Origin of the sequence: Corticimicrobacter populi (genome assembly GCF_003123725.1) — a bacterium.
GTDB lineage: Bacteria > Pseudomonadota > Gammaproteobacteria > Burkholderiales > Burkholderiaceae_B > Corticimicrobacter > Corticimicrobacter populi.
Genome location: NZ_QETA01000007.1, coordinates 1 through 23,570 on the forward strand (window position 1 = coordinate 1; position 23,570 = coordinate 23,570).

A 23,570-nucleotide genomic window follows, 5' to 3' on the forward strand; every position below is an offset into this window, starting at 1 on the left:
TGCCATCCGGCCCGATCCAGTTGGTCGGACTGGCCCCAGGATAAACCTCGACCGCCTGCGCCGCAGGCAAGCGTCCCAGCCACAGCGAAATACCCCCCACCGTGCCCAGCTTGATGAAATCCCGACGAGTAAAACTACCCTGCTTTGCGCTTGACACCCATGACTCCTGAAAATCCTGTGCACGACCGGAAAACCGCGCTGCAAAGACCTATTACAGAGACATCTACATATGCCTCTTTAAAGTACCCAATGTAATGGAATATACACGGGCTTGAGCATCGCCGACAGATCGTTCTGGGCGATTATGCGCCTCCCCCGACATAGCTCTGGATCGATCCCACTTCTTCCCTGATGTGCGCAACCAATCGGGACGCGGCAGGATCACCGGCCGGCAACGACTGGCTCCCATGTGCATCGCCATCGCAGTCTGTCGCGCCACCCGCCAGGCAGGCGGCCAGCCTCTCCAGCTCTGCGGTCTGTGAGGCTGTCCTTGCCGTAGTCGCCGCCATGGAATAGGCTGTGATGGCATCACAAACCCGCTCGGCACTGGTCACGATGGGGAACCACGCAGCGGCCTCCCGACCCGATGGCGGCGGGTCAGCCAGCGTTTTCTGCAGGATGGCCCGCATGTTGGCCAATTGCCCGTATACGGTACGTCGACAGGTGCCCAGTGCTGCCGCATCGGCTCCTTCCTGGCCGAGTCGATCTGTCGCGCGCAGTGTGCTCAACAGATAATCCGCCATGGACTGGCGCGCCTGCTGGAAAGCACCAGCCAGTTGCCGATGGTGGGACTTGGGCCAGATCAGATAGCCAAAAATCAGCACCACCGCGCCACCGCCCAGCGTATCGACCAGACGCAGCAGTGCATAGTCGATACCCTTGGTTTCGGGACTGACCAGATCGATCAGCACCAGAACCAGCGGTGTCATCGTGAGCGTCATCACGGCATAGGAAATCTGGCGTGCCTGCGGCATGAGCAGGGCAATCAGGGCCATGATGCCGATGAACAGCGGCCCGGGAGGCAACCAGGCCAGGATGGCCGCGCCGATCAATACGCCGCCGGCCGTCCCCAGGCAACGCAGCACCGTGCGACCGAAGATCGATCCAAGATCCGGCTTCATCACCAGAAACACCGTCATCGGCAGCCAATACCAGTGGCTGCGATCATCCAGCCAGCGCAGTGCATAGGCAATGCCGACGCATAGCGCCAGCGCCAGCGCCGACAGCAAGACATCGCGCCCCGGCACCAGTCGATCCAGCCACACGCGCAGCCGCGCTTGCGAGTGCATGGCTGCCGCCTGCGAGCCCGGCGCATCCGTCCGCACAGGCCCGACGGCCACTGGCGCGGTCATTGCCATCGGCCCCCACAGAGCCACGCCCAACGCCGCCACGGCACGCGACAGCAACGGAGCCTGGGTATCGAACACAGGGACAGGCAGCCGCTGCGCATGCTTGACGGCCTCGGCCATCTGGTTCAAGTCCCGCGCCGCTGCCGACAACAGGGCAGAGTCACTACATGCCAGGATCGCAGCAAACAGCCCATCGGCCCGCCGCAGCACAGCAGCCCGCCGGTCCGCCTGGCTGCTGCGTCCCTGTGCCTGCGAACGAGTCTGCAGCATCAACGCATACACGGCAGCTAACTGTGTCGTCACTTGGCGGCGCTGTGTCTCTACGGCAGCACCACTGACCTGCCCCTCGGCCAGCCTGGACAAGGACAGCAACAGGGCTGCCAGCATTTCGCGCCGGGGACGGCTGCGCTGCAGCAACGCCTCCACACCCAGCAACAACGCATACAGTGCAGTCCCCACCAGCAACATCAGGAACATATGCAAGGCACTGCCATGCAGTGCAGGATTGCCGAGCGCCACGGTGCCCAGCACCAACGCCTGCATGGTGCCGATCGACAGGGCCGCGCTGTAGCTGCTGGCCACGCTGGCCAGAAACGAAACCCCCATCATCAGCAACACGATCCAGCCCCAGGGCAATCCCGAGGCATAACCCAGCAATGCACCGGCCGCACCCAATGGGGCCGTGATCAGCAGACGCCGGAAAAGATCCTCGTACGGACCGTCTCGTTCGCCATTCATCTGCATCAGGTAACCCAGCGCAACCAGCAGACCCAGCGCCAACTGCTGGGTCGCCAGGCCGACACCCAACGGCACGGCCATGCCCAGCGCCGCCCGCAGCGAAGGCCCCCAGCGCCAAGCGGCCGGCTTGTTGAGTCGGGTCAGTTCACGTAGCCAGGCATTGGGGCCCGGGGCATGCGACACGGCAGGCGGGGAAGCGGCGGTCATGGAGCGGCACGAAATGTCAGAAGAGGAAATGGACGTCAAGGCGATCAGGGCTGGCGGCATGCCACTCCAGCCCTGCAGTCCTGTCGAACGCGGCCTCATTCCAGCACAAACCCCCTGTCACAGGCAACCGTGGTGTAGTATCTGCCCATCCGGGAACCGCCATGATCGACTTCAAGCAAATCGAAACCTTCGTCTGGGTCGCCGAGCTGGGCGGATTTCGCGCCGCTGCGGAAAAACTCAACACCACGCAGCCTGCCATCTCGCAGCGCATCGCCGCGCTGGAGCAGACACTCAACACTCGCCTCTTCACCCGCGATACGCGCGGTATCCAGATCACCGACAAGGGCCAAGAGCTGCTGGCGCAGGCACAGCGCATGCTGGACCTGCGCAACGACATGATGCAGACAGCTTGCGCCCAGAATGCCGTGCGCGGCACCCTGCGTCTGGGCGTGGCCGAAACCATCGCCCATACCTGGTTGCACGCCCTGCTGGAACGGCTCAGCGCGCTTTATCCGGCACTGGTGGTGGAAATCCATGTCGATACCACGCAGGTCATGCGCCCGCAGGTCGCTGCCCACCAGATCGACCTGGCACTGCTGGTGGGCGTGGGTGACGATCCCAAGCTGCAACACCTGCATCTGTGCAACTACCCCGTCGTCTGGGCAGCCAGTCCGGCACTGCACCTGGATGACCGCACGCTCAAGGCTCGCGAGCTGGCTGCGTATCCCATCATCACCTACCCGGCCAACAGCCAGCCCTACCGCGCAGTACGCGGCACGCTGCTGGCGGCCGGCATCAAGACGCCACGCATGTATGGCTGCGCCTCGCTGAGTACCATCGTACACATGACCCGGCGCGGCATCGGTGTCAGTGCCATCGCCCCCGAGGTCATGCAGGACGAACTGGCCCAGGGCAGCATCCGTATTCTCGACGTGCGGGACTCACTGCCGGAACTCAGTTTCTATGCCTGCTGGCTGGATTCGCCCGACAGCTACATCGTGCGCACCGTGGCACAGGTCGCCCAGGAAGTCGCACATGCCGCACACAGCAAGTCTGCCGCCTGATTCCATTGGCTGACCTTCTGTGTGCGCCAATACGCCGACCCAGCCTCTGTTCAGACATCAGGACTTACCCTCATAGCGCTTTCCGAACATAGGGTCGGCCACTGAAAAAATCCTTTTCTTTCAATCTTATAAATTTAATTTATAAGAAAACATCCAAACGAATGATTGGACAGTCATCACCCCGTAGGCTGGAATCGCTGCCATAGGCCGTATGCGTGCTGCACTTCTGCAGGCTGTATGCACGGCACCCTTTCCTGCGAGCCGACATGACTGCTGCCATCCTCCCAGAAATCGCCCTGTCTGCCCCGGAAGTCCGGCAACGCATCCGCCGAGCCGAACTCGACGGCCCTACCGCCGGGCTGGCTCCCGGCCATGTGCAGGCCAACCTGATGATCCTGCCCAAGGATCTGGCCAACGAATTCCTGCTGTTCGCCCAACGCAACCCCAAGTCCTGCCCGCTACTCGACGTATCCAATCCCGGGCAGACGCTGCTGACGGGGCTGGGCGAGGACATCGATATTCGCACCGATACCCCGCGCTACCGCATCTGGCAGGATGGCAAGCTGGTGGCCGAGCCGACCGACCTGATGGACTGGTGGCGCGATGACCTGGTGACTTTTTCCATTGGCTGCTCATTCTCCTTCGAGGAACCGATGCTGGCCGAGGGCATCGACGTACGCCATATCAGCCAGGGCTGCAATGTGCCGATGTACCGTACCAACATCCCGACACGCCCAACCACAGGCCTGCATGGCCCGATGGTCGTCTCGATGCGTCCGCTCAAGGCCGCCGATGCCATCCGCGCCGTACAGATCACCAGCCGACTGCCTTCGGTGCATGGTGCGCCGGTGCACATCGGCGATCCGGCCCTGATCGGCATCCAGGACATCAGCCGTCCCGACTATGGCGATGCAGTCGAAATCCGCCCGGGCGAACTGCCCGTGTTCTGGGCCTGCGGCGTCACGCCGCAATCCGTCATCCAAACCGTGGCCCCGCCTTTCTGCATTACCCATGCCCCCGGCCACATGCTGATCACCGATCTGCTCAACACAAAACTGGCCGTGCTGTAAGACAGGCCATACTCTCAAGGAGAATACCCATGAAAATGTCCCGAACCCTCGCCCTGCCAACCCTGGCACTGGGCCTGCTGCTGGGCGCACAGGCCGGCGCACAGGATGTCACGCCCGACCTGCCCCGCACCGAACTCAAGGTCGTGGGTGGCCTAAGCAACCTGACCGCCTACCAGAACAACGAGCAGCCGTTCTGGACCAAGACCATTCCCGAGCGCTCCGGTGGTCAGGTCACCGCCACGGTCCAGGGCTTCAATGAGATGGGTCTCAAGGGCCCTGAGCTGCTGCGCCTGATCGGCCAGGGCGTGGTGCCCTTCGGCACGGCCACGCTGTCCTACTTCGCGGGCGACAACCCGATCAACGAAGCCATCGACCTGGCCGGTCTGGCCCCCGACGTGGCCACCGCCCGTACCGTGACCGAGGCCTTTGAGCCAGTCTATTCCGACTTTTACGGCAAGAACCGCGTCAAGGTCCTGGGGATCTCGACCTATCCCGCACAGGTGTTGTTCTGCAATGCCCCCATTACCGGTCTGGCCGACGTCAAGGGCAAGAAAGTCCGTACCAGCAGTCGCACCACCGGCGAATTCGTGCAGGCACTGGGCGGCACGGCTGTGACGCTGCCGTTTGGCGAAGTCGTGCCAGCGCTGCAGAACGGCGTGGTGGACTGCGCCATCACCGGCTCCATGTCCGGCTATTCGGCCAAGTGGTACGAAGTCAGTACCCACCTGCTGGAACTGCCGATCAACTGGAACCAGCAGATCCATGCAGCCAATCTGAACACCTGGAATCAGCTTGATCCCAAGGTGCAGGACTTCCTGCAGATCCAGATCGATGGTCTGGTCAACCAGATCTGGGATGCCGCCGCGCGCGAAACCCAGATGGGCTATGACTGCAATACCGGTGCCGCCGCCTGCGACCAGGCTGTCAAGGGCAGCATGACCCTGGTGCAGCCGACCGACGCCGATCGCGAACTGCTGCGCCAGATTACCGCCGAAGTCGTGGTGCCGAAGTGGGCCGCCCGCTGCAACGAACAGTGCGTGAAAGACTTCAACGACACCATCGGCAAGGAACTGGGCATCGTCGCCAGCAAGTAACACCGTCCGGCACATACGCCGCAGCCAGCCTGCCGGAATTTCTCGAACAGGCTGGCTGCCCGGACACCGGCACCCCGCGTGCCAGACCCGCTGCGCCCAATGACGCAGCAGATTTCCCAGAAGACCATCATGACCCACTCAATTGACCGATTCCAATGGATCAGCGCCCTGCTGCACCAGGCCAACCGGCTATCGCGCCTGACTGTCTGGCTGGCCGGTGCCATGACACTGCTGAGCGCGCTCTACGTGGCCGCCGACGTGGTCGTGCGCAAACTGTTCGGCACCAACCTGGGCGGCTCCGACGAATTGTCCGGCTATGCCTTTGCCATCAGCATTTCGTGGGCACTCTCGTTCGTCGCGCTGAACCGCGCCAACATCCGGATCGATGCGCTCTACCAGTTGCTGCCCGTGCGCATCTGCGCCTTCCTCGACTGGCTCAGCCTGGTGGGTCTGGGAATTTTCATTGCCTATCTCACACGCTATGCCATCGACGTGGCGGCGCTCTCCTGGAGCAACGGCTCGACAGCCAACAGCACCATGGCCACGCCGCTGTGGATCCCGCAGTTCATGTGGGTTGCCGGTCTGGTCTGGCTGTGCGTGGTGCTGGGCCTGATGCTGCTGCGCTCCTCGCTGGCCCTGGTCACGGGCGACCTGCGCACGGTGCAGGCCCTCTGCGGCATGCGCAGCACCCGTGAAGAAGCCGAGGAAGAAGCCGAAGCCGGCAAGCGCATGGTTCACGGCGAAGCACAACACGGAGACGCGCGATGATCGCCACTACCCTCATCCTGATGCTCGTATTCCTGGGGTTGAGCATCCCCGTCGGTGCCGCGCTCGGCCTGCTCGGCCTGGCACTCGACCCGCTGTACTCGATGCTGCCGCTGACCATGGCCATCGGCGAAGTGGCCTGGAGTACCAGCAACGAATTTCTGCTGGTCGCCATCCCGCTGTTCATCATGTTAGGCGAAATCCTGCTGCGCTCCGGTCTGGCCGAGCGCATGTACAGTGCCATGAGCCTGTGGCTGTCCTGGCTGCCGGGCGGCCTGATGCACGCCAACATCGGTGCCTGCACCGTCTTTTCGGCCACCTCCGGCTCCAGCGTGGCGACCGCCGCCACGGTCGGTACCGTCGCCATCCCGCAGATCAAGAAAAACGGCTACAACGAGCGCCTGTTCCTGGGTAGTCTGGCCGCTGGTGGCACGCTGGGCATCCTGCTGCCCCCCTCGATCAATCTGGTGATCTATGGCGTGCTGACCAACACCTCGGTACCCAAGCTGTATCTGGCCGGCATCGTACCCGGTCTAGTGCTGGCGGGCCTGTTCATGCTGATCATCATGATCGCCTGCGTGCTGCGTCCGTCCTGGGGCGGCAACAAGCTGAAGGCAAGCTGGAAACAGCGCTTCACGGCACTGGTGCACCTGCTGCCGCCGCTGGGCATCTTTCTGCTGGTGGTGGGATCGATCTATGCCGGCATCGCCACGCCGACGGAAGCCGCAGCACTCGGCGTCGTGGGCGCACTGGTCCTGGCTGCCGGCATGGGCCGCCTGAACCTGATCATGCTGCGTGACGCACTCGAAGGCACCATGAAATCCAGCGCCATGATCATGCTGATCGTGATCGGTGCCGCCTTCATGAACTTCGTGATGTCGGCCACCGGCCTGACCTCGGCCCTGACCAGCACCATCACCGACCTGGGCGTGTCGCCCGGCTGGATGTTGGTCGTGCTGGTGGTGTTCTACCTGGTGCTGGGCTGCTTCATGGAAACACTGTCGATGATGATCACCACCATCCCCATCGTCGCGCCCATCATGATTGCACTGGGCTACGATCCGATCTGGCTGGGCATCGTCATCATCATTCTGGTCGAAGCCGCCCTGATCACGCCGCCAGTGGGCCTGAACCTGTTTGTGGTGCAGAGCCTACGCAGCAAGGGCAGCCTGAATGACGTCATGATCGGTGCACTGCCGTTCGTGCCGACCATGCTGATCCTGATCGCGCTGCTGGCGCTCTTCCCCGGCATGGCGCTGTACCTGCCGACCCTGTTCAACTAGACCTGCCGGGCCGGATGCGCCTCAGCACAGGCGGGTCCGGCCTCGCTTACCACAGATACGATCCACGGATACTTTTGAAGGCCTGTCCATCATGCTGCTGACTTTCTCCCTCCACCATGCCGGCGCTTCGCGCGCTGCCGACATCGACATCCGCCAGTGCATCATCGCCGGCTGGGCCGGGCGCGATCTGGCCGCCATCGAGCACCATATCGAGGAACTGGCGGAACTGGGCGTACCCCGTCCCAGCGCCGTCCCGCTGTTCTACCGCGTAGCGGCCAACCAGTTGACGCAGGACGAAGTCGTCCAGTGCGTCGGCCCGGCCTCTTCGGGCGAAGCCGAGGTTTTCCTGTTCGAGCATGACGGCGATATGTGGGTCAGCCTGGGCTCCGACCATACCGACCGGGCACTGGAAGCACACAGCGTGGCCCTGTCCAAGCAGCTCTGCGCCAAGCCGGTGGCTCGCGATGCCTGGCGCTACGAAGATGTCGCCACGCACTGGGACCAGCTCGTCCTGCGCGCCTGGATTGTCGAAAATGGCGTCGAGACGCTGTACCAGGAAGGCACGCTGGCCAGCCTGCAACCCCCTGAGTTCCTGCTGCAGAAGCACTTCGGGCTGAACCGGATTCCGGCGGGCTCGGGCATGACCTGCGGTACGGTCGGTGCCATCGGCGGCATCCGACCCGCGCCGTCTTTCCGCATGGAACTGCATGACCCGCTGCTGGATCGCCGCATCGGCCACGGCTATACAATCGATTTTCTGCCGGAAGTCGCCTGATACGCCTGCAGCCGCCTCGTGCCCATACCCGCGGCGGCCTGCCGATGAACCGACCGATCCTGTCTTTTCCTTGAAGCGATCCCACCCCATGCTGCCCACCATTTCCCAACTGCAACGCGACCTGGACGAAGGCCGCACCACCTCTCTGGCCCTGACCGATGCCGCCCTGGCCCGCATCGACGATACCGGCGGCGAAGGCGCTCGCGCCTTTACCCAGGTCTACCGCAACCAGGCGCTGGCCGCCGCACGCGCCTCGGATCTATTGCGTGCGGCCGGTCTGCGCCGCTCGGCCATCGACGGCCTGCCGATCTCGGTCAAGGATCTGTTCGACATCACCGGCCAGCCCACCACGGCCGGCTCGGCCGTGCTGCGCGATGCCGAACCGGCCCGCGCCAATGCCCTGATCGTGCAGCGCCTGATCGATGCAGGTGCCATCATTGTGGGGCGCACCAACATGACCGAGTTCGCCTTCTCCGGCCTCGGCCTGAACCCGCACTACGGCACGCCGCGCAGCCCCTGGGACCGCGCCACCGGCCGTATTCCCGGCGGATCGTCGTCGGGTGCCGGCGTCTCGGTGGCCGATGGCATGAGCGTGGCCGCCATCGGCACCGATACCGGCGGTTCGGTACGCATCCCGTCGGCCTTCTGCGGCCTGACCGGCTTCAAGCCGACGGCCAGCCGTGTCTCCCAGCAAGGTACCCTGCCACTGTCGGCCAGCCTGGATTCAATCGGGCCGCTGGCAGCATCGGTTGAATGCTGCGCCATCCTGGACGCCATCCTGAGCGGCTCGCCCTACGCGGCCCCGCAGGCTCCCGACCTGTCGTCACTGCGCTTTGCCGTCCCTGCCAACCTCGTGCTCGACGGTGCCGACGATCATGTCCGTGCGACCTTCGCCGCCACGCTGGAGCGGCTGGCCCAGGCCGGTGCGCAGATCCGCACGATCGATATCCCCGAATTCAACGAACTGGCCCACATCAACCGCAAGGGTGGTTTTACCTGCTCGGAATCCTGGCACTGGCATCAGTCGCTGCTCGAGAGCCGCGAAGCCGAATACGACCCGCGTGTGTCGTCGCGCATTCTGCGCGGCAAGGCCATGAGTGCAGCCGACTATATCGACGTACTTCAAGCCCGTCCGCAGTGGATCGCCGGCGTCGAGTCACGCCTGCAATCGTTCGACGCACTGCTGCTACCGACCGTCCCGGTCACCGCGCCGGTAATTGCCGACCTGGAAGCTTCCGACGAAGCCTACTTTGCCGCCAACGGCCTGATTCTGCGCAATCCGACGCTGATCAATTTCCTGGACGGCTGCGCCCTGTCGCTGCCCTGCCATGCGGTGGGGACTGCGCCCGTGGGGCTGATGGTGGCGGGTATTGGCGGTCAGGACCAGCGGATCCTGGATATCGGCCAGACCATCGAAGCAACGCTGGCATAAGGATGGCAAGACAGGCGACCGGTCAGGCCGCCTGTCCAAGCTGCCACATCAATCCGCCTCGGCACGCCGCTGCAGTACACCAATAGGCGGAGCCCAGCGGGCATCACGCGGCTTCTTGGCCGTGACCAGCGTGATATCCGCCGGCTCGAATACCTCGACATTGTGCGTAATCGGCGTGGTCAGCACATACTGGGCCCGGGTCGATTTAAGGAAATGCCCCACCAACTGGATGTTGCGCACATCCAGGTGAGCAAACGGTTCATCGATGAACACGAAGCCGCCCGGCATCTCGTCGTCCTTGAGCAGGCCCACCAGCAGGATCAGCGACTTGATCACCTGCTGCCCGCCCGAGGCCTCGCCATCGTTCAGGCCAATGCTGCCCTTGCCGTCGAAGCTGAAACCGACCTTGAGTTCGGCCTGGCGCAGCACCAGATCGTCGTTTTCGAGATGTGGCAGATCGGCATGCACCTCCACGCCGGCCAGCAGGCCCAGGTCGACAATATTGCGCCGATAGCGTCGCACCGTGGCGCGCAACACATCGATATAGCGTTCGCGGGCGTTGCTGACTGATTCAGCCGCAGCGGCATTGCGTGCCTTGCACTCATCCAGCCGCAGCGACTGGCTGCCTACGGCGGCCTGCAGCAGGATATGCTTTTCCTCGACGGAGGCATCGGTTTCCCACTGCCCCTGCTCCAGTTCGCGATCAACCGCCTCGCTGCGCAACCGGGCCTGAGTCGCATTGCCGAAACGTTCGTACAGTTCGGCCAGCCGCGCCGGCGCAATCCATGATGCCGGAAAGCCACCCCGGCGTACGCGTGAATCGGCAGCACGCAGGCGCTGCGCCTCATAGCGCTCGCGCCACTCGCGCTCATGCTGGGCCGCATCGCGCTGCCCATCGGACAAGCGCTGCTGCATGCTGCGATAGCTGGCTTCGGCCTTGGTCTTGGCAATCACGGCCTGCGTACATTCGGCGTCCAGTGTATGCCAGCGTTCGCCCGCCGCGAGCCGTGCCTGCCGGAGCGCCGGCAACTGCTGCCGCGCCTGCTCGAATTCGTCGCTGCAGCGGGCCAATTCCTCCGCCGCCCGGTGCCCCTTGCCAGCCTCGACCGCAGCCTGCAACTGCCGTCGGGTTTCCTTCTGCTGCTGGGACACCACCGCCAGCTCCTGATCCAGGACGTCCAGCTTGTGCTCGAGCGCCGTCCGGCGTGCCGACACGGCAGCCGCGCCAAACTGGTGCTGGGCCGGATCGACCCAGACACTGCGCCCGCCCCGGCCATCGCGCCAATAGGCCTGCGGCGTAATCCATTCACCGCCCTGTCGGGCACCTGCACGTGTATCCTCGACCCGGCTGATCTGGGCCAGTTGCCGGAGCAGCCAACCCGGCGCGGCCGCCGAGAACTTCAGTACCGCCAGCAGGCTGTCGACAGGCGGCTGGCTCGGTACGGTCTCCGCCTCGGCCACCAGGTAGTGACGATAGCGTTCCCGTTCGGCCAGCGCCATGGCACGGCCTTCGTCATCGGCGCGTTCCAGCACCACAACCCAGCGAGCCGCACGCAACACGCCTTCGGCGGCCGCACGCCAGTGCTCATCGGTAATCTGAATGACATCGGCCATGACATGATGGCCGATACCTTCCTTGCGCAGCACCTGCAGGAACCGCTGCACTTCGGCAGGCGGGGGAGCCTGGCGTTGTCCCTGCAGCGCATCCAGCGACATCTGCAGTTCATCGCGCTGCCGATTGGCGGCATGCCAGCGGCTGTCCAGCTCGCTCTTTTCCTGCTCCAGCCGACGTACACGCTCGGCCAGTTGCGCGGCATCGGTTTCTACGGCAGCCAGGGCCTGCAGCTCCTCGGCGCGCTTGAGCGCCTCTTCTACCGGTCGCTCGACATCGCGGGCCTGCTGCAAGCGAACCTGGGCATCGCGCTTGTCGGCCTCCAGTTGCGCCACCCTTTCCTTGGCAGCCTGCTGTTCTTCGGACAGGCGCAACAGACGGGCACTGTCGTCCGCCCATTGGCGACGCTGCGCAGCGTAGTTCAGCCGTTGTCGGTGCAACTCCAGAAACCGGGTCGCCGTATCGCGACGTTCTTCGTGCCAGGCCAGCACAGGCATGACTTCGGTTGCCAGCCATTCGCGCTCGCGCAACTTGTCCTGATGCAACCGGTAGCGGGTCACGCGCAGTTCCATCTGCTCCAGCTGCGTCTGGCCATGCACCAGTTCGCGTTCGGCGGTCTCGACCTCGGCAGCCAGTTCTCGCTGGTGGCGACGGGCCTCTTCGTAGCCATCCAGCACTTCCTGATCGCCGAACACGTCGAACACCAGCCGCAACAGTTCCTTGGGCGAGTACTCGCAGAGCCGGTCGGTCTGGCCCTGCTCCAGCGCCAGCACGCGCGCGATGGCCCGCGACAGGCCAGCGCTTTCGAGCCGCTTGCGCCAGTGTTCAATACCCAACCAGTCTTTGCCCGGCAATTCGGCCAGATTCTCGATGGGTTCGTCGCCTTCGACCATGATGTAGCGACGTTGCCAGTCGCCCCCGTTGCGGTCGATGCGACAGGCCAGCGTGACCTGATCCGAATACAGCAGGTTGCGGGCAAACGGCCGGCTCGACAACTGACGCCCATGCGGCCGGTTGTCGACCGTGGCGCGCAGCCAGGTCTGGTCGGCATTGGCATGGCGTGCATAGGTCTTGTAGCTGCGCCCGCCCGAGCATTCCAGGCCCAGCAGCGTGCGCATGGCATCGAGCAGTGTGGTCTTGCCCGAGCCGTTGGGACCGGCCACGGTGATGATGGCACCATCGAGCGGCAGCGTCAGGCGCTGGCAGTAGTCCCACTGCAGCAGTTCAATCGATTGCAGGTGAAACATCAGTTTTTCTCCTGACGGGTACGCGCCAGCACATCGCCCAGCGTGCCATCAAGAATGCGCGGCGCGAGTGTGTCGTAGTCGAGCAGCAGATCCAGCAACGGGCCTTCGGCGATGACATCGCCCCGGCGCACGATGAAGCCGTGCGCCTCCAGGCGCTTGAGATTGGTATCCAGGCGGGTCTTGCGCCCCAGTTGTGCCCCGAAGTCGGCCAACAAGGCCCGGTATGACACTTCCGGGCTCACCTCGGCCGCGCTGGGCATGGGGCGATCGTTGCGGAACAGCTCTTCCTGGCTCTCGCCCTCGGCAGAAGCCGCCCGGGCAGCCTGCCGTTCGCGCTTGGGCAGCACGATCATGGACCACAGCACCACCAGCAGCGAGACGGCATCACGCGGCAGGTCGAGATTATTGTTGGCAGACAGACCGGCCTCGCCGAACACAGCCGTTTCCGCATCGCGCAACAGGGCGACGCTGACATAGTCGGCGTGGATATTGTCGATCAGGCGCAGGCCGATGCGGCCCAGCCGGTCCTGTACCGATTGCCACAGTTCGGCATCGACCAGTGCACGACGCACGCGCGGATGGCGACGCGGCAACCAGCGCTGTGCCAGCAGCTCGGCCGCCAGCAGGGCGGCATCATCGAGAGGTTCAGTCATGGGATGGATTGGAAATATCGGGAATCAGTCGTCCGGCGCTCAGGCGCGCCACATGGGGATCGTCGGTCGGTTCCAGCACCGGATCCAGTTCGGCCCGCCAGGGCAGGCGGGCCAGGTCGCCGGTCTGGCCCTGCAGGGTACGGGCCTGGGCATCGCCCAGCAGCGGTAACAGTTGCATGCGATAGGCGGCCTGCGCAAAGCGTCCGCCCAGCACGGCCTGCGCGACCGGCGGCTGGGCCGGCCCACCGTCGTCGGACGACAGTGATTGCGCATCAGACAACCAGTCGATCAATGCACCCAGTTCGACCGGCATGCGCAAGGCCTCGATCTCGCCGGCACCCGCCGTTGCCGCCGGTGGCAAACCCTGTGCCCGCTGCGGATCGGGACGGTCTCGCTCGAATTCGCCCTCGGCCACGTCGACCATTTCATGCGCACTGACGAACACCGGCTGGACGCCTGTCGCCAGCACATCGGCCAGCAAGGTATGCAAGGCAGGATGCGATTGCAGCCACAGACGCACATCGGAACTGGTCACACCGGTCGATCCCAGCGTCACCCGCTGGCGATCGGCCTGCTGCAACGCGCGCGTGAACTGGCTGGCCATCGACAGCAGCCGGGCCTGGGCATGGCCCAATGCGCGCGCCTCGCGCTCCAGACGGGGATCGTCATGTTCGCTGCGAATCAGGGCGGTCAACGCCTCGCCGGCCCGCCCAACCAGTGCCAGCGCCCGCTCGAAACGCGGTTGAGACTCGCGCAGCCGAGCTTCCGAGCCACTGGCAATGGCATCGGCAAACTCATCATAGAGTCGTGCCAATTGCGCATGCAGGTGCCGTATCTGGGCAGGATCGGACAGGCCCAGCGCCTGGGCACCGGCCACCTGGGCCAGCAATGCGCCCATCTCATCGTCGTCCTCGGGGGTACGCACCAACGGTGCCAGCAGCCCCTGCGCCTGCTGCGCCAGTGGTGACAGATGGTAATCCTGGACGGTAGCGTCCCAGACCAGCAAGCCGAGATCGCGCAAACGCTTGAGGGCCACATCGAGCGCCTCGGGCCTGAGGCCATGAAAAAGCAGGTTCAGGTCTTCACGGGAAAAGCGCCCCTGCGCCTGCGCCGCCAGCTCAAGAAAGACCCACAGCCGCAACCGGGCGGCCGACTGCCCACCGGACATCAGACCGCGCACGGCATCCAGCAGCGCCAGCCGCTGCCCCAGTATCCAGGCCAGCGGTGACTCGGCAGCAAAGCCGGGCTCGCGGAAGTAGCCCTCAAAAGCTGCGGGTTCCTGTTCATCGAACAGGTGGGAATCGGAACGGACAGCAGCCGTCATGACAGGTTCTCCATGCAGGGCGAAATTCTAACGTATCGCCCTGCGCCCTGCCCGGCCTGCCGCTCAGGCCTCGCGTAGCGCCAGCCAGCGTGCAGCCACTGCCTCGGCCAACGCCTGATTGGGATCGACACTGTGCGCCAGCAAGGCCGACCGACCATGCGCCAGCGCCAGCGGCACCTCGGTGCAGGCCAGTACCAGCCTTTGCGCGCCGCGATCGACCAGGGCCTGGGCCGCCGCCTCCAGCAGCAAGGCACCATCATCGAGCGCATTGCGCTTGATGGCATAACAGCCCGGCGTAAACAGGGTATCCAGTTCTTCCACTGTGTTTTCGAGCACCTCGTAGCCATGCTGCACCAGGCGGTCCTGGTACAGGCGGGTCTGCAGGGCACCCTGGGTGGCAATCAGCCCGATCCGCGTTGGCCCTGCGGCCTCGGTCGGCTGCGCATCCACATCATCCGAGCTACTCGGGCCAGCAACCGCCCTGTCCGCTACGACAGCCGCGTTCACGGAAAACGACAGGCCCGCGCCAGCCCCCGATCGCACCAGCGCTTCCAGCGTGGCATCGACGATATGCAGGAAAGGTACCGCACTGGCGGCCCGCAAAGGCTCAATCCAGTGGTGCACCGTATTGCAGGGGATCACAATCAGCGTCGCGCCGGCCCGGTTCAACTGGGCCACGCCCTCCAGCAACTGCGGCAGCGGAGACGGCCCCGTCCCGGCAATGGCCTGTTGGCGATCGGCAATCTGCGGCACGTTCCAGACCACGGCCGGCACATGCTCCTGGTCTATCCGCGCCGGGGTGGCCAGCACCAGCTTGTGCATGAAGTCTACCGTCGCCAGCGGCCCCATGCCGCCGAGCACACCCAGCCGGAAAGCCGGCGCAACCGCGCCGACGCTCGCCGCAATGGTCAGATCAGAGGGCATGATCGCGTGCGTAGTTTTCAAGCACGCTGCGATAGCCCGGCAAGGCTGCTGCACCGCCCGTATGGATGAAAACGATATTCTGCCCGGCCTTGAACTCGCCCTTGCGGATATAGTCCAGCAGGCCGGCAAACCCCTTGGCGCTATAGACCGGGTCGAGCAAAATGCCTTCGGTCCGGGCCAGCAGGAACAGGGCCTCGAGCGTCCCGTCGTTGGGAATGCCGTAACCCTCGCCCACGTAGTCGGACGTGACCTGCACCGCCTCGGCCGGAAATTCGCCCCGGATACCCAGCAGTTCCCAGGTCTGGCGCGCCAGCTTCGTGACATTCTCGATCTGGCGCTCGCGCGGTGCGCGCACGCTCACACCCAGCACCGGGATATGGCTGTTGTTGCCCTGCAGGCCGACCAGCAGGCCGGCCTGGGTGCCGGTACTGCCGGTCGCATGCACCACATGGTGTACATCGAGTTGCTGGTCGTTGATCTGCTGCAGCAGTTCCTGCGCCGACTCGACATAGCCCAGCGCCCCCACGGCATTGGAACCGCCACCGGGGATCAGATAGGGCGTCTCGCCCGCGGCACGCAGGCGCTCGCCCACCGCGACCAGTTCCTGGTTCATGTCCAGGCCACCGTCGCGTCGCTCGATGGTCGCCCCGAAGATACGATCCAGCAGCACGTTGCCGTTGTCGTCATAGTCGGCATCGGTATGCTGGATGCGCTCCTCGAGCAGCACCGTGGATTTCAGGCCGAAACGGGCTGCGGCCGCCACGGTCTGGCGCACATGGTTGGACTGGCGCGCGCCCTGCGTCACGATATGCGTCGCGCCCAGCGCCAGGGCCTCGCCCAGCAGGAATTCGAGCTTGCGGGTCTTGTTGCCGCCGGTGGCCAGTCCGGTGTTGTCATCGCGCTTGATATAGATCTCTGGGCCACCCAGCAGGCGGCTCAGGCGCGGCAGATGCTGCAGCGGGGTGGGTGCCTGGGTCAGACGCACACGGGGAAAATGGGACAGTTTCATGGATTGATCTCCTCAAGCAGATGACCGCTTTCTTCACGCAGAATCTGCAGGATACGCCGTTTGGCGGGGGCATAGGCAGGATCGGCCAGCAGCGCATCGGGCGTGCGTGGCCGGGCAAAGGGAACTTCGATGATTTCGCGCACCCGACCGGGGTGGGCGCTCATCATGACGATGCGGTCGCCCAGGAACAGGGCCTCATCCACATCGTGCGTCACGAAGACGATGGTCGTGCCGGTCTCTGCCCAGATCCGGTTGAGCAGTTCCTGCATGACCAGCCGGGTCTGCGCATCGAGCGCGCCGAACGGCTCATCCATCAGCAGCACCTGCGGCCCCGGCAGCCAGGCGCGGGCCAGCGCAACCCGCTGGCGCATGCCGCCCGACAATTGCCAGGGATAATGCTCCGCATAGCGTTCCAGGCCGACCTGGCGCAACAGGCGACGTGCCTCGGGCAAATAGTCGCGGGCATCGCGGCCCGCCATGCGTGGCCCGAACGCCACGTTGTCGAGCACGGTCAGCCACGGGAACAGGGTCGGCTGCTGAAACACCATGCCACGCCGGGGGTCCGGCCCGCGTATGGCCTGCCCATCCAGACTGATCGTGCCATGGTCGGGGCTGTCAAAGCCTGCCAGCAAATTGAGGACGGTGGACTTGCCGCAACCGGATGGGCCCAGCAGGCACACGAACTCTCCGGTGCGCACTTCAAGGTTGATGTCTTCCAGCACGGTCAGGCGCTGCGCCTGGCGACGGCCATGCGCAAAAGACTTGCCCACGCCCTGCAGACGGATGCTGACGGAAGCGTTCGGCACCTGCGTATGCGTCAGGTCGGGCGTGCCGCCGGCAGCGCCTTCCGGTGTCGGTACGAATACAGCGGAGATGGGATTTTTCATGCTTCTTTCCCGGCCCAGGGTGCCAGCCGGCGCTGCAGGAACACCAGCAACGCATCGAACAGATAACCGATCAGGCCCAGCAGGAAGATGCCGAGCATGACGATATCGGTACGCAGGTAAGTCCCTGCATTGATGACCATCCAGCCCAGCCCGGAATCGGCCGCCACCATTTCGGCAGCGATCAGCGAAGTCCAGCCGATCCCCACAGCCAGGCGGATCGTCGTGAATATTTCCGGCAGGGCATTGGGCAGGATCACGTACCAGAACACCTGATGCCGGCTTGCTCCAAGCGTGGCGGCAGCACGCAGGCGCTGCTGGCTGACATTGAGCACGGCAGCAGCCGCACCGACCAGCACACTCAGCAGGGTCGAAATGAAGATCAGGAAAAACTTGGCCCCTTCGTCAATGCCGAACCACAGCACCACCAGCGGAATCAGGGCAATCTTGGGCAATGGCCGCAGGAACTGCACGAACGGATCGAGCAGCGCCGACAGCCCGCGCGAACGGCCCATTGCCAGCCCTACCGGCACGCCGATGACAATGGCAGCCGCAAAAGCCACGCCGGCTCGCGCCACGCTGATGCCGATGTGATGCCACAGAGAAGACTGGCGATAGCCGTTTTCTGCAAGATCCAGCGCCGTGCGCAACACCTCGCCCAGCGGAGGCAGCAACAGCGGATCAACCCAACCTGCCCACCCCGAAACCTGCCAGCCCAGCAGAAACGCCACGACCGCGATCACACTGATCGCGGCGTATTTCCACTGCCCCCCACCGGCTGCGCCAGCCGGCGCAGCCTTGCCTGAAACTTGACCTGCCATGATTTACTGCTGCGGCGCTGCGGCGGCAGCCTGCTCCAGGTAGCGGGTATTGATGGCATCGGCGTAGGTCGCCGGTACGTCGGAAGCACGCAACTCGCCGATATCGGCCAGGAACGTCGCGGCATCATGATACGAACGGGTGATGCGCGAATCGGCCTTGGTCTGGCTGTTGCCCAGGTAGTCCACGGTCAGTTGCTCCTGGATGGACGGATACTGCAGACCACCCAGGGTACTGCGCACCGTATCGACCGGGATGTCGAGGTACTGGGCGATCTTCTGTGAGGCGGCTTCGGGATCGGCCAGGTACTCGTTCGCCTTGTCCTGTGCGACCTGGAGGAACTTCACGATCAGCTCGGGATGCTGCTCGGCGAACTCCTTGCGAGCCACATAATTGTTGAAGACCAGCACGCCATGCTCGGCCAGGTCCTTGGTCGCGAAGATTTCCTTGCCCTGGGCCGCTTCGAGCTGCTGGCTGAAGGGTCCCCAGACATAGGCGGCATCAATATCGCCGCGCTGCCAGGCAGACACGATCTCGGCCGGCTTGAGCGCCACTGTGCGGATCTTGCTGCGATCGGCACCGTCGCCCGCCAGCTTGACGGCCAGTTCAAACGCAAACTGTGCCGTCGAATTGGCCGGATAAGCCACCCGCTTGCCTTCCAGGTCCTTAAGCGAGTTGATACCATCCCTGGCAATCAGCCGCTCGCTGGTCGCGATGATTTCCTGTGCGCCGATCACTTCGATCGGCAGGCCCCGGGCAATGCCGGCGGCAGCCGGGCTGGAGCCGAAGCGCGCAATGTCGATTTCCTTGGCGGCAAACAGCGACAGCACATCGGCACCGGAATTGAAGGCCACCCATTTGACGGGCACGCCAAAGGCCTTGTCGAACGACTTGTCGATCTGGCCCAACACCCAGGTACGCGGGCCACCTGCCCATGCAAAACGGACTTCCTCAGGCGCACTCTGCGCCCAGGCGGCCCCCAGGGGTGCCAGAGAGGCAGCAGCCAGTGCCACCACCATGAGTTTTTTCAGAATACGCATATTTCCTGCCCGTCGTTTCATGTGCAATCAATCGGAAAGACACAGTCTAGGCAGATTGGCTCATTTCAAAAAATACCTTATGGTCGCTTGTTTATAACCAAATGGAATTTGACTGACTGACCGATAACCGCGACTTGCCGGGTCGGTCTCCCCCAAAGCATCTCAGGCTGCGCGCTTTTCAGCCTGACGCACATACAGCAGCACGCAGCCTACCGCGAGAATTACCACACCGATACCCGCGAAGCCTGCCGCCATGGAATCCGTCGCCGACACCAGCCCGGCAAAGGCAGGCGGACCGAGCACCACACCGAAGTAGGTGAAGAACAGCGTGCCGCCCGTCATCTGACCAGCCATGCCCTTGGGTGCCAGTTGCGCAACCTGCGCCAGATACACGCCATTCCAGCCGATCGCCGTGCCACCAAACACCATGCTGACCACGATGACGATGGCCAACGGCCAGTCCGGGCGGAACAACGCCGTCAGCAGTGACGCGCCCGCCATGGCAAACGCCAGCAGGGCCAGCACCAGGTCGGGTGCCCGGCTGCGGTCCGCCACCCAGCCCCACAGCAGCCGCCCGACGGCCCCTGCCGTCTGCGATGCCGCATGCACCAATCCAGCCGTCACCAGCGCCACACCGTATGAACCAGTCAGGTAAGTCACCAGATACGAGGTCAGGCACAGTTGCATGGCACTCAGGAAAAACGTGCACAGTGCCAGGTTGCGGATACGCCGATGCTCGAACACCATCTGCAAGGGCCGGAACACGCCGCCGATCCCCAGCCGGTGCGCCGGCGAGCGATCCGCATCGAAATCAGCCCGGATCGGCTGGGCCAGCGCCGCCACCACCAGGCAGGCCAGCCCGGCCACCAGCGCCGCCCCCTGCCATTGCCACAGCAGTACCAGTCCGGGAATCAGCAGCCCGGCCATCACGCCACCCAGTGGCACGCCCGTCTGCTTGAGCGAAAAGATCAGGCCCATGCGATGGGCCGGCGTGGTCCGCGCCAGGATATGCGAGCTGGCCGGCGTGACCGGCCCATAGCCCAGACCGATCAGCACGGCGCTCAGTACCATGGCCCCCACCTGCCCCACGGCCACGCAGGCCAGCCCCACACCACAGGACAGCAGGCAAAGCTGGCTGGTGCGGATCGCGCCGTAGCGGGCGATCAGCCCCCCGCTGGCCAGCGAGGAGAACATCGCCGCCGCATAGACAATCGCCATGAACACACCGACCAGCGTGGCCGAGAGACCGATATCCTGCGATGCCGCCGGTGCCAGCACGGGGACGGTCAGGGCCGCCATGGAGGCCAGCACCTGGATGGCAAGCGTCACGATCAGGGAAATATTCATGAAAAGGCAGCGCAAAATAAGCCGAGGCAATAAGCCGATTCCCGATGCTAGGACAAACACCCGGCCAACGGAATCGCATTTTGCCTAAGACGCCCTTCCAGATCGGCTAACCCGCAGGCCTGGCTGTGCGGCTTATTTGAACGCCGTCTCCAGAAAGCTACGCAGCTTGCGTGAATGCAGCCGCGCCTCCGGCATCTCGCGCAGCAATTCCAGCGCACGAATCCCGATATGCAAATGCTGGCCCACCTGCGTGCGATAGAACTCACTGGACATACCGGGCAGCTTCAGTTCGCCATGCAGCGGCTTATCCGACACGCACAACAGCGTGCCATAGGGCACCCGGAACCGGAAACCGTTGGCCGCGATGGTGGCAGACTCCATGTCCAGCGCAATTGCCCGTGACTGCGACAGGCGTTGCACTGGCTCGTCGTGATCGCGCAATTCCCAGTTGCGATTATCGGTCGTGGCTACGGTGCCGGTACGCATGATCCGCTTGAGTTCCCAGCCACTGACGCCCGACACCTCGGCCACTGCCTGCTCCAGCGCCACCTGGATCTCGGCCAGCGGCGGCACCGGCACCCAGGTCGGCAGGTCATCATCCAGCACATGATCCTCGCGCACATAGCCATGCGCCAGCACATAGTCACCCAGTCGCTGGGTAGTCCGCAGCCCGGCGCAATGGCCCAGCATCAGCCATGCCGATGGCCGTAGCACCGCCACATGATCGGTGATGGTCTTGGCATTGGCCGGACCAACGCCGATGTTGACGACCGTAATGCCACTGTGTCCCTCGCGCAGCAGGTGATAAGACGGCATCTGCGGCGTCCGTGTCGGCGCAGCGCCCTGCGGTTGTGCATCAGCCCCTGCCACCGTAATCACATTGCCGGGCTCCACCAGGGCGGTATAACCCCCCTCTTCGCGTGCCAGCGTATCGCGTGCCCAGGCGCAAAAGGCATCCACATAGAACTGATAATTGGTGAACAGGACGAAATGCTGGAAATACTGCGGCGCAGTCGCGGTGTAGTGCTGCAGGCGATGCAAAGAGTAATCCACCCTGGGTGCCGTGAACGGTCCCAGTGGCCGGGGACTGTCCGGCCGCCCTTTCCAGGTGCCGTTGACGATGGCATCGTCCATGACGGCCAGATCCGGCACATCGAACAGGTCACGCAAGACATGGCCCGAGCCATCCGGATAGACGCCCTCGACATAGGCTCCATCGGTCAGCGTGAAATGCAATGGAATCGGCGTATCCGACTCACCGATCTCCACCGGCACGCCATGGTTGTCGATCAGCAGGCCGATCTGCTCGCGCAGGTAATCTGCATAGAGTGCCGGCTGCGTCACCGTGGTCATGTAGACACCCGGTTCGACCACGTGCCCATATGAGAGGCGACTGTCGACTTCCTGGTGTGACGTGACGCGAATGCGGATGGCCGGATAGCAGGCACGCACACGATGATCCGGCATCTGCTGACTGCGCACGAAAGTACCGAAGGCATCGCGGATGAAAGCCGTATTGCGCGCATAGATCTCGATCAGCCGTTGCACGGCGGCCTCGGCCTCCATGAAACCCGTGAAGGGCATGAATGGCGGCTGGCGGGTGGGGCGTACGGTATGGTCGAAATCAGGCATGGGGTTCTCTGGCACGATGGATATGCGCCGATTGTAGGCGCGTGACATGTCATTTTTGAGATGAAATTAAGTAGCTTGCTATTTAATATTGCACGATATATATTGGCGACATGAACACTGCCTCCGTATCTTCTTCAACGCCCCTGCCCGATGCAGCCTACCGGCTCGACGGGCAACTGTGCTTTGCCCTCTACGCAGCGCACCTGGCGATGAACAAGGTCTACCGTCCGTTGCTGGCCGAGCTGGGCCTGACCTATCCGCAGTATCTGGTCATGCTGGTGCTGTGGGAGCACGACGGCCTGACCGTCTCGGCACTGGGCGCACGCCTGCACCTCGACTCTGCAACGCTTACCCCGTTGCTCAAGCGCCTCCAGGCCGCAGGACTGGTGACCCGTACCCGCGATCGCGAAGACGAACGCCAGGTACGCATCGGCCTGACCGATGCCGGACGTGCCATGCAACAGCGCGCCCGCAGCGTCCCCGAAGGGGCCGTCTGTGCCACCGGCTGCGCACCGACCGAACTGGATACGCTCAAGCAGGAACTCGAAGCCCTGCGTGAACGACTGGCGCGACATATCACGCCGGATTGATCTCTTTTCCCCACCCACCAAGGAATCTTGCCATGTCTCTCGAAAAAGTCGTCTACACCGCCCATGCCACCGCCACCGGCGGCCGTGATGGCCGTGCCGTATCGTCCGACAACCAGCTCGACGTCAAACTCTCCACGCCGCGTGAACTGGGAGGCAACGGTGCCGAAGGCACCAACCCCGAGCAACTGTTTGCCGCGGGCTATTCGGCATGCTTCCTGGGCGCGCTGCGCCTGGTGGCTGGTCGCGAAAAAGTCGCCCTGCCCGCTGATACGTCGATTACCGGCAGCGTCGGCATCGGCCCGATCCCGACCGGCTTCAGCATCCAGGTTGAACTGAACGTCTCCCTGCCGGGCATCGACCGCGCTGTCGGCGAAGACCTGCTGCAAAAAGCACACGTGGTCTGCCCCTACTCCAACGCCACGCGCGGCAACATCGACGTCACGCTGACGCTGGCCTGATTGCATGATGTCGTCTGACTGCGGGTGATATCCGCTTTGCAGTCACGATTTGCAGTCAAATAGCCCGTCCACATCAAGGCGCTCTCTGACCAGAGCGCCTTTTTTTCATGTCATTCGTACACACCGCTACGCCTGCATGCGAACGCGCATAGAGCAGGATGAGAATTATTCCATCCTTACATTCTCGGCATCGCTTTTATGGTCCAATACGGCTGCCCTCATTCTCAGGAAAAACCGTGAGAACCGTCTTGATT

Annotated in this window: 21 protein-coding genes; 9 read left to right on the forward strand and 12 right to left on the reverse strand. The window is 63.8% G+C overall.

All coding sequences use genetic code 11. The features are described from left to right. Nucleotides 1–157 (reverse strand): twin-arginine translocation signal domain-containing protein (locus tag DD235_RS17300; protein ID WP_146193518.1); only part of this gene is annotated, 157 nt, incomplete at its 3' end. Between the two features lie 145 nt (nt 158–302). After that, nucleotides 303–2,294, reverse strand: coding sequence for an FUSC family protein (locus DD235_RS14185; RefSeq protein ID WP_162300509.1), 1,992 nt, complete (start codon nt 2,292–2,294; stop codon nt 303–305). Nucleotides 2,295–2,455: 161 nt separating this feature from the next. On the opposite strand from DD235_RS14185, the gene DD235_RS14190 reads away from it, so the two are divergent. The 7 genes from DD235_RS14190 (at nt 2,456) to DD235_RS14220 (ending at nt 9,777) form a co-directional block, all read left to right on the forward strand. Beyond that, nucleotides 2,456–3,358 (forward strand): LysR family transcriptional regulator, encoded by a 903-nt coding sequence (locus tag DD235_RS14190; protein WP_109062773.1) that lies wholly within the window; start codon nt 2,456–2,458, stop codon nt 3,356–3,358. A 266-nt stretch (nt 3,359–3,624) separates the two neighbouring features. Beyond that, complete coding sequence (locus DD235_RS14195) at nt 3,625–4,428, forward strand: putative hydro-lyase (RefSeq protein ID WP_109062930.1); 804 nt, start codon at nt 3,625–3,627, stop codon at nt 4,426–4,428. 35 nt (nt 4,429–4,463) lie between these two features. Then, nucleotides 4,464–5,522 (forward strand): TRAP transporter substrate-binding protein, encoded by a 1,059-nt coding sequence (locus DD235_RS14200; protein WP_109062931.1) that lies wholly within the window; start codon nt 4,464–4,466, stop codon nt 5,520–5,522. Between the two features lie 129 nt (nt 5,523–5,651). After that, entirely contained in the window at nt 5,652–6,290 is a 639-nt protein-coding gene (locus DD235_RS14205; protein ID WP_109062932.1) for a TRAP transporter small permease subunit, read from the forward strand. Continuing rightward, nucleotides 6,287–7,570: a TRAP transporter large permease gene (locus tag DD235_RS14210; protein ID WP_109062774.1), complete on the forward strand. Its 1,284-nt coding sequence runs from the start codon at nt 6,287–6,289 to the stop codon at nt 7,568–7,570. The genes DD235_RS14205 and DD235_RS14210 overlap by 4 nt, the downstream gene beginning before the upstream one ends. Nucleotides 7,571–7,661: 91 nt before the next feature. Further along, nucleotides 7,662–8,345, forward strand: coding sequence for a DUF2848 domain-containing protein (locus DD235_RS14215; protein WP_109062775.1), 684 nt, complete (start codon nt 7,662–7,664; stop codon nt 8,343–8,345). Nucleotides 8,346–8,433: 88 nt separating this feature from the next. Continuing rightward, complete coding sequence (locus tag DD235_RS14220; RefSeq protein WP_109062776.1) at nt 8,434–9,777, forward strand: amidase; 1,344 nt, start codon at nt 8,434–8,436, stop codon at nt 9,775–9,777. Between the two features lie 48 nt (nt 9,778–9,825). On the opposite strand, the gene DD235_RS14225 is transcribed toward DD235_RS14220, so the two are convergent. The 10 genes from DD235_RS14225 to DD235_RS14270 form a co-directional block, all read right to left on the reverse strand. Further along, complete coding sequence (locus DD235_RS14225; RefSeq protein WP_109062777.1) at nt 9,826–12,636, reverse strand: ATP-binding protein; 2,811 nt, start codon at nt 12,634–12,636, stop codon at nt 9,826–9,828. Beyond that, nucleotides 12,636–13,289 carry a hypothetical protein gene (locus tag DD235_RS14230; RefSeq protein ID WP_109062778.1) on the reverse strand — a complete coding sequence of 218 codons (654 nt, stop codon included), beginning with the start codon at nt 13,287–13,289 and terminating at the stop codon, nt 12,636–12,638. Before DD235_RS14230 ends, DD235_RS14225 begins: the two co-directional genes overlap by 1 nt. Beyond that, on the reverse strand, nt 13,282–14,613 hold the full coding sequence (locus DD235_RS14235) for a hypothetical protein (RefSeq protein WP_109062779.1): 1,332 nt from the start codon (nt 14,611–14,613) through the stop codon (nt 13,282–13,284). Before DD235_RS14235 ends, DD235_RS14230 begins: the two co-directional genes overlap by 8 nt. A 63-nt stretch (nt 14,614–14,676) precedes the next feature. Then, on the reverse strand, nt 14,677–15,537 hold the full coding sequence (locus DD235_RS14240; protein WP_109062780.1) for an aspartate/glutamate racemase family protein: 861 nt from the start codon (nt 15,535–15,537) through the stop codon (nt 14,677–14,679). Beyond that, nucleotides 15,527–16,546: a D-cysteate sulfo-lyase gene (gene cuyA, locus DD235_RS14245; protein WP_109062781.1), complete on the reverse strand. Its 1,020-nt coding sequence runs from the start codon at nt 16,544–16,546 to the stop codon at nt 15,527–15,529. The genes DD235_RS14240 and cuyA overlap by 11 nt, the downstream gene beginning before the upstream one ends. Beyond that, nucleotides 16,543–17,433 carry an ABC transporter ATP-binding protein gene (locus DD235_RS14250; RefSeq protein WP_109062782.1) on the reverse strand — a complete coding sequence of 297 codons (891 nt, stop codon included), beginning with the start codon at nt 17,431–17,433 and terminating at the stop codon, nt 16,543–16,545. Before DD235_RS14250 ends, cuyA begins: the two co-directional genes overlap by 4 nt. Then, nucleotides 17,430–18,251 carry an ABC transporter permease gene (locus DD235_RS14255; protein ID WP_109062783.1) on the reverse strand — a complete coding sequence of 274 codons (822 nt, stop codon included), beginning with the start codon at nt 18,249–18,251 and terminating at the stop codon, nt 17,430–17,432. The genes DD235_RS14250 and DD235_RS14255 overlap by 4 nt, the downstream gene beginning before the upstream one ends. A 3-nt stretch (nt 18,252–18,254) precedes the next feature. Beyond that, a complete protein-coding gene (locus DD235_RS14260; protein WP_164497349.1) occupies nt 18,255–19,289 on the reverse strand; it encodes a taurine ABC transporter substrate-binding protein in 1,035 nt (344 codons plus the stop codon). 162 nt (nt 19,290–19,451) lie between these two features. Continuing rightward, nucleotides 19,452–20,636, reverse strand: a complete 1,185-nt coding sequence (locus tag DD235_RS14265; RefSeq protein WP_109062784.1) for an MFS transporter — start codon at nt 20,634–20,636, stop codon at nt 19,452–19,454. Between the two features lie 132 nt (nt 20,637–20,768). After that, a complete protein-coding gene (locus tag DD235_RS14270) occupies nt 20,769–22,268 on the reverse strand; it encodes an AMP nucleosidase (RefSeq protein WP_109062934.1) in 1,500 nt (499 codons plus the stop codon). 110 nt (nt 22,269–22,378) lie between these two features. On the opposite strand from DD235_RS14270, the gene DD235_RS14275 reads away from it, so the two are divergent. Both DD235_RS14275 and DD235_RS14280 read left to right on the forward strand, forming a co-directional pair. Then, complete coding sequence (locus tag DD235_RS14275) at nt 22,379–22,858, forward strand: MarR family winged helix-turn-helix transcriptional regulator (protein WP_109062785.1); 480 nt, start codon at nt 22,379–22,381, stop codon at nt 22,856–22,858. A 32-nt stretch (nt 22,859–22,890) separates the two neighbouring features. Further along, nucleotides 22,891–23,316: an organic hydroperoxide resistance protein gene (locus tag DD235_RS14280; protein ID WP_109062786.1), complete on the forward strand. Its 426-nt coding sequence runs from the start codon at nt 22,891–22,893 to the stop codon at nt 23,314–23,316. The last annotated feature ends 254 nt before the right edge of the window (nt 23,317–23,570 follow it).

Coding starts and splice junctions, on each gene's coding strand:
- DD235_RS14195 (WP_109062930.1), top strand. CDS start 3,625: ATGACTGCTGCCATCCTCCCAGAAATCGCCCTGTCTGCCCCGGAAGTC.
- DD235_RS14280 (WP_109062786.1), top strand. CDS start 22,891: ATGTCTCTCGAAAAAGTCGTCTACACCGCCCATGCCACCGCCACCGGC.
- DD235_RS14185 (WP_162300509.1), bottom strand. CDS start 2,294: ATGACCGCCGCTTCCCCGCCTGCCGTGTCGCATGCCCCGGGCCCCAAT.
- DD235_RS14255 (WP_109062783.1), bottom strand. CDS start 18,251: ATGGCAGGTCAAGTTTCAGGCAAGGCTGCGCCGGCTGGCGCAGCCGGT.
- DD235_RS14270 (WP_109062934.1), bottom strand. CDS start 22,268: ATGCCTGATTTCGACCATACCGTACGCCCCACCCGCCAGCCGCCATTC.
- cuyA (WP_109062781.1), bottom strand. CDS start 16,546: ATGAAACTGTCCCATTTTCCCCGTGTGCGTCTGACCCAGGCACCCACC.
- DD235_RS14190 (WP_109062773.1), top strand. CDS start 2,456: ATGATCGACTTCAAGCAAATCGAAACCTTCGTCTGGGTCGCCGAGCTG.
- DD235_RS14250 (WP_109062782.1), bottom strand. CDS start 17,433: ATGAAAAATCCCATCTCCGCTGTATTCGTACCGACACCGGAAGGCGCT.
- DD235_RS14275 (WP_109062785.1), top strand. CDS start 22,379: ATGAACACTGCCTCCGTATCTTCTTCAACGCCCCTGCCCGATGCAGCC.
- DD235_RS14205 (WP_109062932.1), top strand. CDS start 5,652: ATGACCCACTCAATTGACCGATTCCAATGGATCAGCGCCCTGCTGCAC.
- DD235_RS14210 (WP_109062774.1), top strand. CDS start 6,287: ATGATCGCCACTACCCTCATCCTGATGCTCGTATTCCTGGGGTTGAGC.
- DD235_RS14200 (WP_109062931.1), top strand. CDS start 4,464: ATGTCCCGAACCCTCGCCCTGCCAACCCTGGCACTGGGCCTGCTGCTG.
- DD235_RS14240 (WP_109062780.1), bottom strand. CDS start 15,537: ATGCCCTCTGATCTGACCATTGCGGCGAGCGTCGGCGCGGTTGCGCCG.
- DD235_RS14220 (WP_109062776.1), top strand. CDS start 8,434: ATGCTGCCCACCATTTCCCAACTGCAACGCGACCTGGACGAAGGCCGC.
- DD235_RS14225 (WP_109062777.1), bottom strand. CDS start 12,636: ATGTTTCACCTGCAATCGATTGAACTGCTGCAGTGGGACTACTGCCAG.
- DD235_RS14215 (WP_109062775.1), top strand. CDS start 7,662: ATGCTGCTGACTTTCTCCCTCCACCATGCCGGCGCTTCGCGCGCTGCC.
- DD235_RS14235 (WP_109062779.1), bottom strand. CDS start 14,613: ATGACGGCTGCTGTCCGTTCCGATTCCCACCTGTTCGATGAACAGGAA.
- DD235_RS14260 (WP_164497349.1), bottom strand. CDS start 19,289: ATGCGTATTCTGAAAAAACTCATGGTGGTGGCACTGGCTGCTGCCTCT.
- DD235_RS14265 (WP_109062784.1), bottom strand. CDS start 20,636: ATGAATATTTCCCTGATCGTGACGCTTGCCATCCAGGTGCTGGCCTCC.
- DD235_RS14230 (WP_109062778.1), bottom strand. CDS start 13,289: ATGACTGAACCTCTCGATGATGCCGCCCTGCTGGCGGCCGAGCTGCTG.